The organism is Nocardia sp. NPDC004568 (assembly GCF_040609955.1).
Classification (GTDB): Bacteria; Actinomycetota; Actinomycetes; order Mycobacteriales; family Mycobacteriaceae; genus Nocardia.
In genome coordinates this window covers 62,509-76,105 of sequence record NZ_JBEXLL010000018.1, presented here as the reverse complement: position 1 = coordinate 76,105, position 13,597 = coordinate 62,509, and the positions used below count along the sequence as shown (strand labels likewise).

Here is a 13,597-nt window from a genome sequence, read left to right as displayed (position 1 = left end):
CCCCGAACTGTGCTCGTGCTCGCCGAACACAGTACAGTTCGCGAGGACGTAGTTCAGCTCGGCCGCCGATAATCGGCCGACACCGGGTACCTGGGGGACTCTGATGGCCGTTGCCGCCGCAGTGGGGCGCAGGCGCAGCCTGCTTTTCGGGCGTATCTCCATGCGCAATCTGCTCATCGCGCAGGTATTCGCGCTCGTCGCGGGCACGGTCACCTTGGTCACCGGAGTGAACCCGTGGATCGCGCTGGGCGTCGCGGTCGTCGTCGGATGCGTTCCGCTCGTCCCGGTCGGGCGGCGGGTGCTGCTGGATTGGGTGGGTACCTGGTGGAATTACCGCGCCCGCCGCGAATACCGCATCGGGGACAGCAGCGATTTCCGCGGACCCGACGACCGCTCGCTCGGCCTGTACTGGGACGAGAGCCGGGTGGTCGCGGTCGTCGAGGTGCTGCCGCCGCGCGGCGGGCTCACCCGTATCGACCGCACCGCGGTGCACGCTTCCCATCTGCTGCCCATGGCGGAGCTGGCGACCTGCCTCGCCCAGCACGACATCCTGCTCAGCGGTATCGACATCATCAGTCACGGCCACCGCAGCCGCTCCGGCACACCGGCGGGCGCCATCTACGAATCCCTGCTCGGGCCACTGCCCGCCACCGCGCATCGCACGGTCTGGCTGGCGATCGGATTCGATATGGTCGACTGTCCCGGGGCGGCGAACCGGCGCGGCGGCGGCGACGAAGGTGCCGCACGGGCGGTCACCATCGCGACCCAGCGCATCGTGCGGACGCTGGAGGACGCGGGGTGCGGGTCGCGCGTGCTGACCGCCTCGGAGATCCGGGCGGCCGTACGGCAGGTACTGCACGGAGCCGACGCGCGCGAGCTGACCCACCGGTGGCGGTACGCCGAACTCGGCAACAGCGTGAACATCGGGTCCGCCATCGACCCGAAACAGTTGGGATCGGAGATCCTTTCGCAACTGTGGGTGGCCGAGTCCCGCGGCACCACGGTCGCGGTCCGGCTGCGTCCCGGCAGTACGGCCGATACCGTGCACGTCGGCGCGGCCTGGCGGTCCACGCTGCGGGAACTCCCCGAGAAGACCGCGTCCAAGGGCATGATCTCGATGAACGGCCGGCACCGCGACGGGCTGCTCGCGCATCTGCCGATCGGTATCCCCGACAGGGAGGACGCCGTCCCCACCGCCGAGTACCCCATCGATGTGCTGGACGCGCTGGCGCTGCCGTCGTCGGGTTGCGGGCAGCTGATCGGGTCCGACGACGAGGGCAACGGTGTGGCGCTGCGCCTCGTCGGCGCCGGTATCTCCTCGGTATACGTAGCGGGCGAACTGTATCTCGCGCAGCAGCTGGTGTTCCGCGCGCTGGCCGTCGGTGAGCGGATCCTGGTGCGCACCGACCGGCCCCAGGCCTGGTATCAGCTGATCGAGACGATCGGCAATCCGGAGCGTCTGATGCTCGCCGTCGAAATGCACCAGTCGGACGCCATGTTCACCGCGACCGTCATCGACGGCGTCCTCGCTCCCGCACCGCACGCCGGTATCACCACGATCTATGTCACCGGCGACCCGATGGGCTGGCCGGCCACCAAACCCGACTTGTCGATCCAGCAGCCCGGCGCGATCGGTAACCGGGTCGTCGTCCGTACCGCGACCACCCAGATCCCGCTGAACCTGGTCTCCATCCCCCGGGAACACACCTACATCGGCGAACCCCGCACCCGGCAGCCCGCACATCAGGGCCGCCCCGCGCCGGCGGCGGCCCCCCAACCCCAGCACCGCTGACCGACGCCCGGCACAACACCGGGCGCATCCTCGTCGGCACATATCGCTCCGCCTACCGTCACCCGACCGTTGCGCCGGGTCTCGGTGCTCAGGGCACCCGACGGACCTCCCGTCCGAGCACCACCGGGCGCGGCCGCGCACTCTCGCCGCCGAGTCCTGCGAGGCCCACAGAGGCGCACCGCCCCCCGGCCGAAGGCGCTCAACGGCCGCACCCTATGGACGGCCCAACACATCGCCTGAGTCGGAAGGCGCGAGTCCCGAGGGCCGGACGGCGAGACACCGTGGGTGTCGACGCGAACACAGCACTTTCACCACGCCACCGGTCGGCCGGGTCCGTACCCCGGTACCGGATTCGACCGGTCGCGCCCAACCCTCCGGACGCTCCGCCGAGAACTCAGCCCGGGTAAGGGTCGGCGGCCCGCGCTTCGCGCAGGGCCCCGCCCCACCAGGCGAGTTGGGTCAGCATCCGGTCCGCCGCGTCGATGGCCGCGCCGTCGCCCGTGTTGCCCGCGGCGTCGAACTGTTTGCGCGCCCGGTGGAAGCTCACCGTTTCACGTACCGAGACCATATGGATCTCGGCCACCACCTGGCGGAGTTGTTCCACCGCGCGTAGACCGCCCGAGAGGCCGCCGTAGGACACGAAACCCACCGGCTTGGCGCGCCATTCGTGTTTCGCACTGTCGAAGGCGGTTTTCACCGATGCCGGGTAGCCGTGGTTGTACTCCGAGGTCACCACGGCGAAAGCGTCTGCGGCCGAGAGCCTTTCGCGGAATCGGGCGGTCTCCGGGGTCGCGGTGAGGTCCAGCGGTAGCGGCACGTCCAGCAGGTCGAGCACGCCGATATCGAAATCGGGCCGGGCCCGGGCCGTACGCAGAAACCAGTCGGCGACCACGGGCGCGAAGCGTTCGGGCCGGACACTGGCGACGATCACCTCTAGTCGCAGGGGCGTATCCACCGGACGAGACTATCCCGGGGCCACGGCGAGGCGCGGGATGGTCTCAGGGCAGTTCGAAGGGTAGCGCGACCCCGGCATGTACCCGGCAGTGCTCGCAGGTCTCGGTGTCGGCGACCGCGGCGATCGCGCCGCGGACGAGGTCTTTGAAGGGCCCGATATTGCGTTCGAATTCGGCGAACACATCGGCCGCCCGCACGCCCTCGCCCTCGGTGATCCCCGCGTCCAGGTCGGTGACCAGCGCGATCGCCGCGTAACACATCTCCAGTTCGCGGGCCAGTACCGCTTCCGGGTAGCCGGTCATATTGACCAGCTCCCAGCCCTGGGCGGCGAACCAGCGGCTTTCGGCACGGGTGGAGAAGCGCGGTCCCTGGATGACGGCCATGGTGCCGTGCGGGTGGACGTGCACCGCGCTGTCGGCCGATTTCACCGCGGTGGCGCGCAGATCGGCGCAGTAGGGGTCGGCGAAGGAGACGTGGATGCCGTTACCGTCGAAATAGGTCTGCGGACGGCCGGAGGTGCGGTCGACGAGTTGGTCGGGAATGACCACGGCGCCCGGGCCCCAGTCGGGCCGCAGGCTGCCGACCGCGCAGGGAGCGTAGATCCGGCGGACGCCGACCGAGCGTAGTGCCCACATATTGGCCTGGTAGGGCACGGTGTGCGGGGAGTACTCGTGCCGTGTCCCGTGCCGCGGGAGGAAGGCGACGGGCCGGCCCTCGACCTCCCCCACGACGATCGGCGCGCTGGGGTCGCCGTAGGGGGTTCTCACCGTGACCGCGTCCGTGGCGCCGTCGAAGAAATCGTAGAATCCACTACCGCCGATGACGGCCAGCGCGGGCCGATCCTGGGAAGTCATGATCTCGATTGTTCCGCGTCGGCGGCATGGGCGCACAGGCGAGGGCCCGTACCTGACAAGCCCGGACCGGAGATGTACCCTAGGGGGGTATGAACGGTCCTCTCGACCGGCGCAGAGGAGACAATCGGTGACTTCGACATCCACCACGGCGGGATCCGCCGACGAGACGGGGACCGGCCACATGTCCCACGACCACGCGAACCACGGCTACATCACCGCCAAGGACGACTACCTCAAGCGGCTGCGCCGGATCGAAGGGCAGGCGCGCGGCCTGCAGCGGATGGTGGAGGAGGAGAAGTACTGCATCGACATCCTCACCCAGGTCTCCGCGATGACCAAGGCCTTGCAGGCGGTCGCCATGGGACTGCTGGAGGACCATATCAGCCACTGCGTGGTGGACGCGGCGGTCGCCGGTGGCCCGGATGCCGAGGCCAAGATCAAGGAAGCCACCGACGCGATCGCCCGGCTGGTTCGTTCCTGACTCCTACGCCGAGTGGGCCCCCGCGCGGGCGGCCCACTCGCCGGGTCAGGACTGCTGGGTGAGCAGCGGCGCCAGGGTGCGCAGCGTGGCCAGGTAGTCCTCGTCGAGGACCTGCAGGGCGAGGTGATCGGCGCCCGCCTCGATATGCCGGCGGACCTGCGTCGCGACCTGGTCGGCCGACCCGTGTACGGCGAGCGCGTCGAGCAGGCGGTCGCTGCCCGGTGCGGCGATGTCATCGTCGGTGAAGCCGAGACGCCGCAGGTTGGTGGTGTAGTTACGCAGGCCGAGGTACATCTCGACCACGGTGCGGCCGGTGGCGCGGGCGCTGTCGGGATCGGTGTCCACGACGAGCTTCTGTTCGGGCACCAGCAGGGCATCACCGACGATCTCGCGGGCCTGCGCGGTGTGTTCCGGAGTCGTGAGATAGGGCAGCGCGCCCGCGGTACGGTCTGCCGCCAGCTTCAGCACCTTCGGGCCGAGCGCGGCGAGCATCCGGCCGGCGACCGGGACCCGGGCCGCGTCCAGGTCGTCGAGGTATTCGACCAGCGCCTCGTAGGGGGAGCGGTAGGGCTTGTTCGCCTCCGGGTGGCCGCAGCCGATACCGAGCACGAACCGGCCCGGGAACCGCTGCTCGATCCGATGGAAGGATTCGGCGGTTTCGGCGGCCGGTGCGGTCCAGATGTTCACGATGCTGGTACCGACCTTCAGGGTGTCGGTGGCCGCCAGCAGGTCCTCCACCACCGGGAGGTCGGCGCTCGGCGAGCCGCCGAGCCACAGGGCCCCGTAGCCGAGCCGCTCGAGTTCCGCCGCCGCTTCCGGGGTGAACAGCTTGTAGTAGCGCCATACGCCGTATCGTCCGAGATCGATCGTCATAACTACCGCAACCTCCTCGTCGAGGGGACCTATTCCAGCCCGACCCTATCCCCCGCGCCCGGGCCCGCCCGGGCGACCGGCCGATGAGGCGGGCAGGCGGCCGTAGGCGCACCGTCCGACGAAAACGATCGAAACCCCTTGGCGAGCAAGGGAACACACCCGCCACAATCCACGCGCGCCCCGCGTATGCGATGTGCGGCCGGCCGTCTGTGGCTCGGCGCCCATCGAGCACTGACAGAGCCGGACCCCCACGCGGGTCGAGGCTCGCACCTTCTCCACTCCGGGTGGTCGGCATTCGACCCGATTCGGAGGCGGGTGATCACATACAGCAGTCCGCCGCGGGAACCGACCGCATCTCGCGGGTCTGTGCGTTGCGGGCGGCCAGCTCCGATTCCGCGGGGTAGTCGACCGCTACGAGGCTCAGCCCGTGCGCCGGCGCCACGGTCACCGAACTCGACCGGATCCGCTCGGTGAGCAGCCCGGCGACCCACTCCGGTGTCCGGCGGCCCTCCCCCACCGCGAGCACCGCGCCGACCAGGCTGCGCACCATCGACCAGCAGAAGGCGTCGGCGCTGACGTAGGCCTCCAGCCGGTCCCCGTCGCGTACCCAGTCGTAACGCTGGAGTTCGCGGACAGTGGTCGCACCCTCCCGGCGGCGGCAGAAGGCCGCGAAATCGTGCAGTCCCAGCAGTGTGCGCGAAGCCGCGCGCATGGCCGAAACATCGACCGGGCGGCAACCCACCACGCTGCGCGCGGCCAGCGGGTCGGCGCCGTGGGGTGCCGTGGTGAGACGGTAGACGTAGTGGCGGCGAACCGCGGAGAAGCGGGCGTCGAATTCGGCGGACACGGCGCGAACACCGGTGATCCGGACATCCTTGGGCAGGAATTTGGCCATCCGGTGCACGAGCTTGTCCCCGTCCACCTCCGCCGCGGTATCGAAATGGGCGACCTGACCCTCTGCGTGCACCCCGGCGTCGGTACGCCCGGCGACCGTCAACTGCACCGGTTCGCGCAACACTTTCCCCAGCGATTCCTCCAGCACCCCCTGCACGGTCCGCAGACCGGGCTGACGGGCCCAGCCGGCGAAGTCGGTGCCGTCGTAGGAGATGTCCAGGCGGAACCGCCCGCCCTCCGGCGTCGGTACCGACGTGATCGCTGTGTTCCCACGCGGCATGCTCGCGGACCCGGCCGCCGTGGCGGACCTGTCGGCTGCCCGTGGGTCGGCGGATCCGCGCGGGGCCGAACCGGTAGTCGGGTATCCCGGCTCGTTGTTGCTCACCAGACCATCCTCCGGATACGGGACGAGCCCGCACACCCGTAGTGGGCGGCGGGCTCGTCGACGAACCGGGGACACGCGTCGCGCGCGTCCCCGGCAGACGAATTACGCCTTGTCGTCGGCCTTCTCCTCGGCCTTTTCCTCGGCCACGGCTTCCTCGGCCGGAGCCTCGGTGGCTTCGGCTTCGGTCTCGGCCTCGGGGGCCTTCTCCTCCGCCTTCTGCGACGCGGCGACCCGACGGGCGCGATCGGCCTCGTTGGTCACGGTCTGTTCCCGGACCAGCTCGATGATCGCCATCGGGGCGTTGTCACCCTTACGCGGCAGGGTCTTGATGATCCGGGTGTAGCCGCCGTTGCGGCCCTCGAACGACGGACCGATCTCGGCGAAGAGATCGTGCACGACGTCCTTGTTCCGGATCACCCGGAGCACCTCGCGGCGGTCGGCCAGGGTGCCGGCCTTGGCCTTGGTGACCAGCTTCTCGGCGTAGGGGCGCAGCGCCTTGGCCTTGGCCTCGGTGGTCGTGATCCGACCGTGCTCGAAGAGCGCCGTGGCCAGATTGGCGAAGATCGCCTTCTGGTGCGACGCCGACCCGCCGAAGCGAGCACCCTTCTTGGGCTTGGGCATTGTGGGTTCTCCTTGGTAAAGACCGTCTGCGGGGCGCCCGCCCCGATCGGCCTAGAGCTGTTCGGTTTCGGCGTAGTCCTGCTCGCCGCCGTCGTTGTCGCTGAAAGTGCCGCTGTCGGACCAGGTTCCGGTGCTCGCGTCGTAGCCGACCACGCTGGACGGGTCGAAGGACGCGGGGCTGTCCTTGAGCGAGAGGCCCAGCGCGTGCAGCTTGACCTTGACCTCGTCGATGGACTTCTGGCCGAAGTTACGGATATCCAGCAGATCCGATTCGGTCCGCGCCACCAGCTCGCCGACGGTGTGCACACCCTCGCGCTTCAGGCAGTTGTAGGAACGGACGGTGAGGTCCAGATCCTCGATCGGCAGCCCGAAGGAGGCGATGTGATCCGCCTCGGCCGGGGAGGGGCCGATCTCGATGCCTTCGGCTTCGACGTTCAGCTCACGGGCCAGGCCGAACAGTTCGACCAGGGTCTTGCCCGCCGAGGCGAGCGCGTCCCGCGCGCTGATGGAGTTCTTGGTCTCCACGTCCAGGATGAGCCGGTCGAAGTCGGTGCGCTGCTCGACACGGGTGGCCTCGACCTTGTAGGTCACCTTGAGCACCGGCGAGTAGATCGAATCCACCGGGATCCGGCCGATTTCCGCACCGGTCGCCTTGTTCTGCACCGCCGGGACATAACCGCGACCACGCTCGACGACGAGCTCGATCTCGAGCTTGCCCTTGTCGTTCAGGGTGGCGATATGCATATCCGGGTTGTGCACGACCACACCCGACGGCGGCACGATGTCATCGGCGGTGACGGTCCCCGGGCCCTGCTTGCGCAGGTACATGGTGACCGGCTCGTCCTCTTCGGAGGACACGACCAGGCCCTTGAGATTCAGGATGATGTCGGTGACATCCTCCTTCACGCCGGGCACGGTGGTGAACTCGTGCAGAACACCGTCGATGCGGATGCTGGTCACCGCGGCCCCCGGGATCGAGGACAGCAGGGTGCGCCGCAGCGAGTTACCGAGGGTGTACCCGAAACCCGGCTCGAGCGGTTCGATGGTGAACTTCGACCGGTTGTCGGCGATGACCTCTTCGGTGAGGGTCGGACGCTGGGAAATCAGCATGGGATCAATCCTCCTGTTTTGGGCGCCCGCTATTTGACGCCTCGTCTAGGGGTTGTGCGGGCCGTCACCTCGACGGCCCACACCAGCGGCACGGTATGAGCGAGTCAGGCCCGAAGGCGGTAGCGCAGCGTCACCACGCAGGGCCCTCGCTCATACCAAATGCACACAGCCGATTACTTCGAGTAGTACTCGACGATCAGCTGTTCCTGCAGCGGCACATCGATCTGCGCGCGTTCCGGCAGCGAATGCACCAGGATGCGCAGCCGGCCCGGGATGACCTGGAGCCAGCCGGGGACCGGACGGTCACCGACGGTCTCCCGCGCCACCTGGAACGGCAGGGTCGCCAGCGACTTCTCCTTGACATCGATGATGTCGTACTGGGTGACCTGGAAAGAAGGCACGTTGAGCTTCTTGTTGTTCACCAGGAAGTGGCCGTGGCTGACAAGCTGGCGGGCCTGGCGGCGGGTACGGGCCAGACCGGCGCGGTACACGACGTTGTCCAGCCGGGTCTCGAGCAGACGCAGCAGGTTGTCACCGGTCTTGCCCTTGAGGCGGTTGGCCTCTTCGTAGTACCGGCGGAACTGCCGCTCCATGACACCGTAGGAGAAGCGGGCCTTCTGCTTCTCCTGCAGCTGGAGCAGGTACTCGCTCTCCTTGATCCGCGCGCGGCCGTGCTGGCCGGGCGGGTAGGGGCGACGCTCGAAAGCCTGGTCACCGCCTACCAGGTCGACGCGCAGACGACGCGATTTGCGGGTGATGGGTCCGGTGTAACGGGCCATTGTGCTCTACCTTCCTTCCCGCTTAGACGCGACGCCGCTTGGGCGGACGGCAGCCGTTGTGCGGCTGCGGAGTGACATCGGAGATGGTGCCCACTTCCAGGCCGGCGGCCTGCAGCGAACGGATCGCGGTCTCGCGGCCCGAACCGGGGCCCTTGACGAACACGTCGACCTTCTTGACGCCGTTCTCCTGCGCCTTGCGGGCCGCGTTCTCGGCAGCCAGCTGCGCGGCGAACGGGGTCGACTTGCGCGAACCCTTGAACCCGACATGGCCCGACGACGCCCAGGAGATGACGTTGCCGGAGGGATCGGTGATGGACACGATCGTGTTGTTGAACGTGCTCTTGATATGCGCGTGACCGTGCGGGACGTTCTTCTTTTCCCTGCGGCGCGACTTCTGGCTCTTCTTCGGGCCGGAGGCCCGGGACTTCGGAGGCATCGCTTATCCCTACTTCTTCTTGCCGGCGACGGTGCGCTTCGGGCCCTTGCGGGTGCGCGCGTTGGTCTTGGTGCGCTGACCGTGGACCGGGAGGCCACGACGGTGACGCAGGCCCTGGTAGCAGCCGATCTCGATCTTGCGACGGATATCGGCCTGGACCTCACGACGCAGGTCACCTTCGACCTTGAGGGACGAGCCCTCGATGTAGTCACGCAGCTGCGTGACCTGCTCGTCGGTGAGATCCTTGGAGCGCAGGTCCGGGCTCACACCCGTCGCGGCCAGGATCTCCTTGGAGCGGGTACGACCGACGCCGTAGATGTAGGTCAGTGCGATCTCCATGCGCTTCTCGCGCGGGAGGTCGACGCCCATGAGACGTGCCATCTGGCAGTTTCCTTAACTGTTGCGGAGGTCTGCTCCCTGTCCGTCCCCTCGTCTGGTGGGGCCCCGGCCTCCGTTCCGGGGGTAGGCACGCACACCCTCCGGGTCACCCCGGAAAAACCTCAGTGTGCGGCTGGCGCTGGGAGTTCTTCTTTCGTGCCAATCCGAACCACGTTCGGTGCTCGGCGCCGGTGTCAGCCCTGCCGCTGCTTGTGCCGCAGGTTGTCGCAGATCACCATGACCCGGCCGTTACGGCGGATCACCTTGCACTTCTCGCAGATCTTCTTGACGCTCGGCTGAACCTTCACGTCCGTCCAATCTTTCGTTGCGGCCCACACCTGAGGGTGCGGACACAGTTGACCCCGGTCGGGTGCGACCGGGGAAATCTCGGGGAGCGAACCGGGGCCCGCTCGTTCACTTGTAGCGGTAGACGATCCGACCGCGGGACAGGTCGTACGGTGACAACTCGACGACGACCCGGTCCTCCGGCAGGATGCGGATGTAGTGCTGACGCATCTTGCCGCTGATATGCGCGAGGACCTTGTGCCCGTTCTCGAGCTCGATCCGGAACATCGCATTCGGCAACGGCTCGACAACCCGCCCCTCGACCTCGATGGCCCCGTCTTTCTTCGCCATATCCTCCGCGATCCCGGTTACACTCAACCTGGTCTGATTGCCTGGTACTGCCCGCGGGACCGGCCGGAGCGCACCGGTGCGACCGCCGGGGCGGCGCACCGTGCACAACGGCGAACACGACAACCGATCGCACACGAACAGGCGGCGCTTTGATACACCGCCTGGTCAGCTTACCGGTAGGTATGTGATCGGGCAAAAAGGGGTACCCTCCGCGAGGCGCGTCACGCGGCCCGGACCCGGCTCCCCGGCACTGAGTGCAAGGGTAGTTGTCGCGTAAACTGGCCGCTGTCCGAGGGTCGACCATTCCAGGAGGGGACCGGTGAGCCGCAGCAACGACGGCCTCCCCATGCTGCCACCGTGGCTGGCCGATACCGAGGTCACCGGGGTGGGCGAGGGGAATTTCCGCAACTACGAGCCGCCGCCGGTCCAGAATCTGCCGCAGGACGAGGTCATTCCCGAGACCCCCGAACCGCCGGAGGGCTTCTTCGCCCGCCGCAGCCGCGCCGACGACAGCGATAAGAAGAAGGGTAAAGGCTGGTTCCGGAACAAGAACAAGGACCAGCCGTCGCTCGAGGACCGGGTCGGCGAACTCCTCCCGAACAACAACGGCCCCCGGCCCGCCCGGCGCAACAACTGGGCCGAAGCGACCGGCCGGCACGAGTGGGCCACGCCACAGCCGGAGAGCGCCGAACCGGCGCGCCACTCCGGCACCGATCCCTTCCAGCAGGGCGCACCCGCGCCGCACCCGCCCGCGGAGCGGCCCGATGGGGCGGCTCCGCCCGCGTCCGGCCCGGGCACCCAGTGGGGTCCCGACGGTGCGCCGGCGCCCCCGGCGGCCGCGCCGAATGCCTTCCGGGCCCCGGCGGCCGATCCCCCGGAGCTGCCGGTACGGCAGCCGGGCGAGCCGGCACCGGAATTCGACCGATCGCGCCCGCAGCATCAGATCCCGCCGCAGCCGGCACCGGAACCCGATTCACGGTCCGGTGGCACGGACGAGCGTGCCGGCGGTACGAGCGGACCCGTGGCCACCGCGCAACCGCCGTCGCTCCCACCGCCCCCGCCGCTGCCGGATCCGCCCGCCGACTCCGCGCGCCCGGACGAAGGCCCGGTATCGCAGCAGCCGTTGCGGCGTCTTCCCGACCTGCCGCCCTCGGAGGCCGCGGCCGGAGCCACGGACGTGGCACCGGGCGAACTCTCGGCTGCCGCCGGATCATCCGCGCCCGCCTTCCCCGGGCCGTCCGATGCGCCGGCACGCGCCTCGGAGTCGTTCACCACACCCGATTCCTTCACCGCACCGGGACCCGCCCCCACGCCGGAACCCACTCCGCCACCGGGACCTCCACCGACGCCGGAACCCCTTGCGCCACCGAAACCCTCACCGACGCCGGATCCTTTCCGCGCGCCGGAGAGCGCCGCCCCGCCGGCCCCCCGCCGCGGACCCGCCGACGACTGGCTGCGCGCGCCGGAGAGCGCTCAACCGCCGCGCGACAGCGGTACCGGCGGCCTCGGCGATCAGGCGCGGCCGGCCACTTCCGCACCGACGCCGGACCACGGCGCCCCGCAGTGGCGAGCGCCCGAAGCCGCTTCCCCCGCCGAGGGCGCCCAGTGGCAGGCCCCCGAGCCGAATCGGCCGCGTCAACCGCCGCCCCAGGCTCCGGTGCCGCAGCAGCAGTGGCAACAGCACCCCGCACCACCAACGCAGCCCCCCGGACCGGCCCCGGCCCGGTACAACCCCGCGCCTCCGCAGTGGCAGCAGCAGCAATCGCCACCCCCACCACAGCAGTACGGCGGCGCGCCGGCCCGGCAGCAGCAGGGCGGGCCACCCCCACAGCAGTGGCAGCAGAACCCGCAACAGTTCGGTGCGCCGGGGCCCGGTGCGCCGTCCCTCGACGACGTCTCGGTGCGCCGGGCGAAGAAAGCCTCGGGACAGGGCTGGCGCAAGGTGGTACACCACGCGTCCGGTGGCCGGATCAACCCCGGTATGTCCGCGGAGGAGCGGCGGCTGCAGGAGCTGGTCGCGCGTATCCGGCAACCGGTGCGCGGCGACTATCGGATCGCCGTGCTCTCGCTCAAGGGCGGTGTCGGTAAGACCACCACCACGGTCGGCCTGGGCTCGACCTTCGCCTCGGTCCGCGGCGACCGGGTGATCGCGGTGGACGCCAACCCCGACTTCGGGACATTGTCCCAGCGTGTTCCGCTGCAGACGCGGTCCACGGTCCGGGATCTGCTGCTCGATCCGGCCATCGAGCGCTATTCCGATGTCCGGCGGCACACCTCGCAGGCGACCAGCCGTCTGGAAGTGCTGGCCAGCGAACGCGATCCGGCCGCCTCGGAGTCCTTCAACGAGGACGAGTACCGCGCGGTGGCCCGGATCCTGCAGCGGTTCTACAACATCATTCTCACCGACTGCGGTACCGGCCTGATGCATTCGGCGATGGCGGGCGTACTGCAACTGGCGCATTCGCTGGTGCTCATCTCCCCCACCGCGATCGACGGCGCGCAGAGCGCCTCGGCCACCCTGGACTGGCTCTCGCTGCACGGCTACCACCACCTGGTGCAGAACGCCGTGGTGGTGATCAATTCCCCGCGCGACGGTACGCCGAACATCGATGTACAGCAGCTGCGGCAGTATTTCCTGTCGCGCTGCCGCGCGGTGCATATGATCCCGTTCGACCCCCATATGTCCGAGGGTGCCGAAATCGACCTGGCGCGGTTGAAGAAGGAGACCAAGCGGGCGTACGTGGAATTGGCGGCGACCGTGGCCGACGATTTCACGCAGAGCTATCGGCCGCATCAGGGCGGCTGAAACCCACTCTCGGACCGGCTACCACGCGGTGGACCCCGGAGCCGGCCGTGGCGGCGACCGGCCCGGGGTGTCACCACTCCGGCAGCCTGCGCCTTCCGGCCTGCACATCGCCGACCAGCGCATCATAGGCATCGGCCAGTTCGGCCAGATGATGCCAGGCGCCGTGCAGGAGTTCGTCGTCCGCGTCCAGGGTCATCAGCGCGTGGTGCGCGCGGACCGCGGATTCGGCGAGCCGATCGATGATCGCGCCCACGGTTTCGGTGTGCAGAGTGACACCGAGCCGGTGCTGCGGGACGTTGCGCCCCACCCAATCGTCGATGGCCAGCACCAATTCCATTCGGCGCCGGTCGATCTCGACCAGACGGTCGGGATCGGTGACGATGGAACCGCCGCGGCCCACCAATCTGCGCTCGTGGAGCACGGCCAGATCCCGGGCGTACCAGAGCAGCTGACCCCCGACGACCCGGTGTCCGCGCGCGGCGCGCACCAGTAGGTCCGAATTCGGCAGACCGGGAGACCCGTTCTGCGCCAAGGGGTCAGCGCCGCGCTGGGCGCCGGGAAGAGCCATTACGACTGTTGTATCCGAACCTGTCACGGT

The 13,597-nt window shown here is 69.1% G+C and carries 15 protein-coding genes; 3 read left to right on the top strand and 12 right to left on the bottom strand.

Features of this window, described 5'->3' with window-relative positions; all coding sequences use genetic code 11:
- Positions 1-103: 103 nt before the first annotated feature.
- Positions 104-1,792, top strand: a complete 1,689-nt coding sequence (gene eccE / locus ABZV91_RS11620) for a type VII secretion protein EccE (protein WP_355239105.1) — start codon at positions 104-106, stop codon at positions 1,790-1,792.
- A 394-nt stretch (positions 1,793-2,186) separates the two neighbouring features.
- Here eccE and ABZV91_RS11615 read toward each other — a convergent pair whose 3' ends face one another.
- Both ABZV91_RS11615 and ABZV91_RS11610 read right to left on the bottom strand, forming a co-directional pair.
- Positions 2,187-2,747: an NAD(P)H-dependent oxidoreductase gene (locus ABZV91_RS11615; protein ID WP_355239102.1), complete on the bottom strand. Its 561-nt coding sequence runs from the start codon at positions 2,745-2,747 to the stop codon at positions 2,187-2,189.
- A gap of 43 nt (positions 2,748-2,790) precedes the next feature.
- A complete protein-coding gene (locus ABZV91_RS11610; protein WP_355239099.1) occupies positions 2,791-3,600 on the bottom strand; it encodes an S-methyl-5'-thioadenosine phosphorylase in 810 nt (269 codons plus the stop codon).
- 181 nt (positions 3,601-3,781) lie between these two features.
- Here ABZV91_RS11610 and ABZV91_RS11605 point away from each other — a divergent pair, with 181 nt between their 5' ends.
- Entirely contained in the window at positions 3,782-4,081 is a 300-nt protein-coding gene (locus ABZV91_RS11605) for a metal-sensitive transcriptional regulator (protein WP_063035713.1), read from the top strand.
- 45 nt (positions 4,082-4,126) lie between these two features.
- Here ABZV91_RS11605 and ABZV91_RS11600 read toward each other — a convergent pair whose 3' ends face one another.
- From ABZV91_RS11600 to infA, 9 genes are all read right to left on the bottom strand, one after another.
- A complete protein-coding gene (locus ABZV91_RS11600) occupies positions 4,127-4,954 on the bottom strand; it encodes an LLM class F420-dependent oxidoreductase (protein ID WP_355239096.1) in 828 nt (275 codons plus the stop codon).
- A gap of 319 nt (positions 4,955-5,273) precedes the next feature.
- The gene (gene truA / locus ABZV91_RS11595; RefSeq protein ID WP_355239139.1) at positions 5,274-6,128 is read right to left on the bottom strand and encodes a tRNA pseudouridine(38-40) synthase TruA; all 855 of its coding nucleotides are present in this window, start codon (positions 6,126-6,128) and stop codon (positions 5,274-5,276) included.
- 207 nt (positions 6,129-6,335) lie between these two features.
- A complete protein-coding gene (gene rplQ / locus ABZV91_RS11590) occupies positions 6,336-6,854 on the bottom strand; it encodes a 50S ribosomal protein L17 (RefSeq protein ID WP_355239094.1) in 519 nt (172 codons plus the stop codon).
- 51 nt (positions 6,855-6,905) lie between these two features.
- Positions 6,906-7,964: a DNA-directed RNA polymerase subunit alpha gene (locus tag ABZV91_RS11585; protein ID WP_030522611.1), complete on the bottom strand. Its 1,059-nt coding sequence runs from the start codon at positions 7,962-7,964 to the stop codon at positions 6,906-6,908.
- A gap of 173 nt (positions 7,965-8,137) precedes the next feature.
- Positions 8,138-8,743, bottom strand: coding sequence for a 30S ribosomal protein S4 (rpsD, locus tag ABZV91_RS11580; protein WP_355239090.1), 606 nt, complete (start codon positions 8,741-8,743; stop codon positions 8,138-8,140).
- Between the two features lie 22 nt (positions 8,744-8,765).
- Complete coding sequence (gene rpsK, locus ABZV91_RS11575; RefSeq protein WP_030522613.1) at positions 8,766-9,179, bottom strand: 30S ribosomal protein S11; 414 nt, start codon at positions 9,177-9,179, stop codon at positions 8,766-8,768.
- A 9-nt stretch (positions 9,180-9,188) separates the two neighbouring features.
- Positions 9,189-9,560, bottom strand: a complete 372-nt coding sequence (rpsM, locus tag ABZV91_RS11570) for a 30S ribosomal protein S13 (protein WP_030522614.1) — start codon at positions 9,558-9,560, stop codon at positions 9,189-9,191.
- 191 nt (positions 9,561-9,751) lie between these two features.
- Complete coding sequence (gene rpmJ, locus ABZV91_RS11565) at positions 9,752-9,865, bottom strand: 50S ribosomal protein L36 (protein WP_025347279.1); 114 nt, start codon at positions 9,863-9,865, stop codon at positions 9,752-9,754.
- A 106-nt stretch (positions 9,866-9,971) separates the two neighbouring features.
- The gene (gene infA, locus ABZV91_RS11560; protein ID WP_003418601.1) at positions 9,972-10,193 is read right to left on the bottom strand and encodes a translation initiation factor IF-1; all 222 of its coding nucleotides are present in this window, start codon (positions 10,191-10,193) and stop codon (positions 9,972-9,974) included.
- 319 nt (positions 10,194-10,512) lie between these two features.
- Here infA and ABZV91_RS11555 point away from each other — a divergent pair, with 319 nt between their 5' ends.
- The gene (locus ABZV91_RS11555; RefSeq protein ID WP_355239083.1) at positions 10,513-12,999 is read left to right on the top strand and encodes an AAA family ATPase; all 2,487 of its coding nucleotides are present in this window, start codon (positions 10,513-10,515) and stop codon (positions 12,997-12,999) included.
- Positions 13,000-13,069: 70 nt separating this feature from the next.
- On the opposite strand, the gene ABZV91_RS11550 is transcribed toward ABZV91_RS11555, so the two are convergent.
- Positions 13,070-13,567 (bottom strand): DUF4254 domain-containing protein, encoded by a 498-nt coding sequence (locus tag ABZV91_RS11550; RefSeq protein ID WP_039822478.1) that lies wholly within the window; start codon positions 13,565-13,567, stop codon positions 13,070-13,072.
- Positions 13,568-13,597 lie beyond the last annotated feature (30 nt).

Bases quoted from the DNA above. Each gene is read 5' to 3' on its own strand.
- eccE (WP_355239105.1), top strand. From the start codon at position 104: ATGGCCGTTGCCGCCGCAGTGGGGCGCAGGCGCAGCCTGCTTTTCGGG.
- ABZV91_RS11610 (WP_355239099.1), bottom strand. From the start codon at position 3,600: ATGACTTCCCAGGATCGGCCCGCGCTGGCCGTCATCGGCGGTAGTGGA.
- ABZV91_RS11605 (WP_063035713.1), top strand. From the start codon at position 3,782: ATGTCCCACGACCACGCGAACCACGGCTACATCACCGCCAAGGACGAC.
- ABZV91_RS11600 (WP_355239096.1), bottom strand. From the start codon at position 4,954: ATGACGATCGATCTCGGACGATACGGCGTATGGCGCTACTACAAGCTG.
- truA (WP_355239139.1), bottom strand. From the start codon at position 6,128: ATGCCGCGTGGGAACACAGCGATCACGTCGGTACCGACGCCGGAGGGC.
- rplQ (WP_355239094.1), bottom strand. From the start codon at position 6,854: ATGCCCAAGCCCAAGAAGGGTGCTCGCTTCGGCGGGTCGGCGTCGCAC.
- ABZV91_RS11585 (WP_030522611.1), bottom strand. From the start codon at position 7,964: ATGCTGATTTCCCAGCGTCCGACCCTCACCGAAGAGGTCATCGCCGAC.
- rpsD (WP_355239090.1), bottom strand. From the start codon at position 8,743: ATGGCCCGTTACACCGGACCCATCACCCGCAAATCGCGTCGTCTGCGC.
- rpsK (WP_030522613.1), bottom strand. From the start codon at position 9,179: ATGCCTCCGAAGTCCCGGGCCTCCGGCCCGAAGAAGAGCCAGAAGTCG.
- rpsM (WP_030522614.1), bottom strand. From the start codon at position 9,560: ATGGCACGTCTCATGGGCGTCGACCTCCCGCGCGAGAAGCGCATGGAG.
- infA (WP_003418601.1), bottom strand. From the start codon at position 10,193: ATGGCGAAGAAAGACGGGGCCATCGAGGTCGAGGGGCGGGTTGTCGAG.
- ABZV91_RS11550 (WP_039822478.1), bottom strand. From the start codon at position 13,567: ATGGCTCTTCCCGGCGCCCAGCGCGGCGCTGACCCCTTGGCGCAGAAC.